This is a genomic window from Allobosea sp. OAE752, from assembly GCF_050433265.1.
Taxonomy (GTDB): Bacteria; Pseudomonadota; Alphaproteobacteria; order Rhizobiales; family Beijerinckiaceae; genus Allobosea; species Allobosea spartocytisi.
The window spans coordinates 2501-5893 of sequence record NZ_JBNPXO010000023.1 but is presented as its reverse complement, the minus strand read 5'-3'; the positions used below and the strand labels follow the sequence as shown (position 1 = coordinate 5893).

Below are 3393 nucleotides of genomic sequence, written 5' to 3'. Positions count from 1 at the left end.
GAGGCGGGCGGGAGCGGTGTGGGTGCTGATCGCGGCGATCGTGCTGACGCCGGGGGCGGGAACGGGGCGAGATGTTTGCGACGCTGTACGGCGAGCTCGGCACGATCCTTGAGTGGACGGAGCGGCAAGCGGTTGGCAGGCTGCTAGAACGACAAAACCCGCCGCTTTTTGCGACGGGTGTTGTTGATTTGGTTGCGGGGGCCAGATTTGAACTGACGACCTTCAGGTTATGAGCCTGACGAGCTACCGGGCTGCTCCACCCCGCGTCAACGGTGTTTTGCCTTTGGTTTCCTGGAGGGCTGTGTGGCCGCTCTGGGGCGCCTTGGGCTTCAAACGGCAACGCGGCGGCGACTGAAGTCGACCGCCGCGTTGAAGCGATTTGTCTTTGTGATGAGGGATATCCTTGACAGGCCCGGCAACGACCTACTCTCCCGGGTCTTGAGACACAGTACCATCAGCGCTGAGGAGTTTAACGGCCGAGTTCGGGATGGGATCGGGTTCTGGCTCCTCGCTCAAGCCACCGGGCCGGCGAAGGATATGGCAAGCATAAGGTCTTTCGTCAGGGCCCGTCCGTGCGGCCGGGCGCCTGGTGTTCGCGTTTGTTGGTGTATCGCGGACATTGATCATGAGAACGATCAAGCCGATCGAGCAATTAGTACCGGTAAGCTGAACGCATTGCTGCGCTTACACACCCGGCCTATCAACGTGGTCGTCTTCCACGGCTCTCAAGGGAGAACTCGTTTTGAGGTGGGTTTCCCGCTTAGATGCCTTCAGCGGTTATCCCGTCCGTACATAGCTACCCTGCACTGCGGCTGGCGCCACAACAGGTCCACCAGAGGTACGTCCACCCCGGTCCTCTCGTACTAAGGGCAGATCCTCTCAATTCTCCTACACCCACGGCAGATAGGGACCGAACTGTCTCACGACGTTCTGAACCCAGCTCACGTACCACTTTAATCGGCGAACAGCCGAACCCTTGGGACCTTCTCCAGCCCCAGGATGTGATGAGCCGACATCGAGGTGCCAAACGATTCCGTCGATATGGACTCTTGGGAATCATCAGCCTGTTATCCCCGGCGTACCTTTTATCCGTTGAGCGATGGCCCTTCCACGCGGGACCACCGGATCACTATGGCCGTCTTTCGACTCTGCTCGACGTGTCAGTCTCGCAGTCAGGCAGGCTTATGCCATTGCACTCAACGAGCGATTTCCGACCGCTCTGAGCCCACCTTCGCACGCCTCCGTTACTCTTTGGGAGGCGACCGCCCCAGTCAAACTGCCTGCCATGCGCTGTCTCGGACCCGGATGACGGGTCGCGGTTAGACATCCATGACGATAAGGGTGGTATTTCAAGGATGACTCCACCAGAGCTGGCGCCCCGGCTTCAAAGTCTACCACCTATCCTACACATGCCGACACGAATGCCAGCGCAAAGCTGCAGTAAAGGTGCACGGGGTCTTTCCGTCTGACCGCAGGAACCCCGCATCTTCACGGGGAATTCAATTTCACTGAGTCTATGCTGGAGACAGCGGGGAAGTCGTTACGCCATTCGTGCAGGTCGGAACTTACCCGACAAGGAATTTCGCTACCTTAGGACCGTTATAGTTACGGCCGCCGTTTACCGGGGCTTCAATTCGGTGCTTGCACACCTCCTTTTAACCTTCCGGCACCGGGCAGGCGTCAGACCCTATACGTCATCTTACGATTTCGCAGAGCCCTGTGTTTTAGTTAAACAGTCGCTACCCCCTGGTCTGTGCCCCCAATGCCTAGTTGCCTAGACACTGGGCCTCCTTATCCCGAAGTTACGGAGGTAAATTGCCGAGTTCCTTCAGCATAGTTCTCTCAAGCGCCTTGGTATACTCTACCAGTCCACCTGTGTCGGTTTAGGGTACGGTCTAATGTTGGAGCTATTTCCTGGAACCGCTTGGAAGCCAGATCAATCCAATAAGATCTGACAGCGTACGCGATCCGTCACTACCAACTGGCTGAGGAATATTCACCTCATTCCCATCGACTACGCCTTTCGGCCTCGCCTTAGGGGCCGGCTAACCCTGCGGAGATTAACTTTACGCAGGAACCCTTGGACTTTCGGCGACAGTGTCTTTCACACTGTTTGTCGTTACTCATGTCAGCATTCGCACTTCCAATACCTCCAGCAGCCCTCACGGGTCCGCCTTCGTTGGCTTATGGAACGCTCCGCTACCGCTTGCACAAAGTGCAAACCTTAAGCTTCGGCTCGTGGCTTGAGCCCCGATACATTTTCGGCGCAGGAACCCTTGTTTAGACCAGTGAGCTGTTACGCTTTCTTTAAAGGATGGCTGCTTCTAAGCCAACCTCCTGGTTGTTTTGGGATTCCCACATCCTTTCACACTTAGCCACGAATTGGGGGCCTTAGCTGTAAGTCAGGGTTGTTTCCCTCTCCACGACGGACGTTAGCACCCGCCGTGTGTCTCCCGTGCAGTACTTCCGGGTATTCGGAGTTTGGTTAGGATTGGTAATGCGGTAAGCACCCCTCACCCATCCAGTGCTCTACCCCCCGGAGTATTCACACGAGGCGCTACCTAAATAGCTTTCGCGGAGAACCAGCTATTTCCGAGTTTGATTGGCCTTTCACCCCTAGCCACAAGTCATCCGAGACTTTTTCAACAGGCACCGGTTCGGTCCTCCAGTAAGTGTTACCTTACCTTCAACCTGCTCATGGCTAGATCACCCGGTTTCGGGTCTAATCCGACGAACTGAACGCCCTGTTCAGACTCGCTTTCGCTACGCCTACACCTAACGGCTTAAGCTTGCTCGCCAGACTAAGTCGCTGACCCATTATACAAAAGGTACGCGGTCACTCAGGACGAACCTTGAGCTCCCACTGTTTGTAAGCATTCGGTTTCAGGTGCTATTTCACTCCCCTCGTCGGGGTGCTTTTCACCTTTCCCTCACGGTACTTGTTCACTATCGGTCGCTGAGGAGTACTTAGGCTTGGAGGGTGGTCCCCCCACGTTCAGACAGGATTTCACGTGTCCCGCCTTACTCATGTCCCAACTGTTCGCAGATCCGTACGGGGCTATCACCCATTATTGCGTGGTTTCCCAACCACTTCCGGTAACTTACAGTCAGGCACTGGCCTGGTCCGCGTTCGCTCGCCACTACTAACGGAGTCTCGTTGATGTCCTTTCCTCCAGGTACTTAGATGTTTCAGTTCCCTGGGTTAGCTTTGAACCCCTATGTATTCAGAGTTCAATACCTTCTCTTGATCTCTGTTAGCCCAAGAACAAGCTTAAAGCCTGCCCTTAGAATAACAGAGATCGAAGGTGGGTTTCCCCATTCGGAAATCCGCGGATCAAAGCTCATTCGCAGCTCCCCACGGCTTATCGCAGCGTATCACGTCCTTCATCGCCT

The 3393-nt window shown here is 55.5% G+C and carries 1 tRNA gene and 2 rRNA genes (1 of these 3 running past the window's edge); all 3 read right to left on the bottom strand.

Going from position 1 to position 3393, the window contains the following annotated elements:
- Window positions 1–189: 189 nt before the first annotated feature.
- Window positions 190–266, bottom strand: a tRNA-Met gene (locus tag GGC47_RS27535).
- 144 nt (window positions 267–410) lie between these two features.
- Window positions 411–525, bottom strand: a 5S ribosomal RNA gene (rrf, locus tag GGC47_RS27530).
- Between the two features lie 106 nt (window positions 526–631).
- Window positions 632–3393 (bottom strand): 23S ribosomal RNA (locus GGC47_RS27525); it runs 44 nt beyond the window's last position.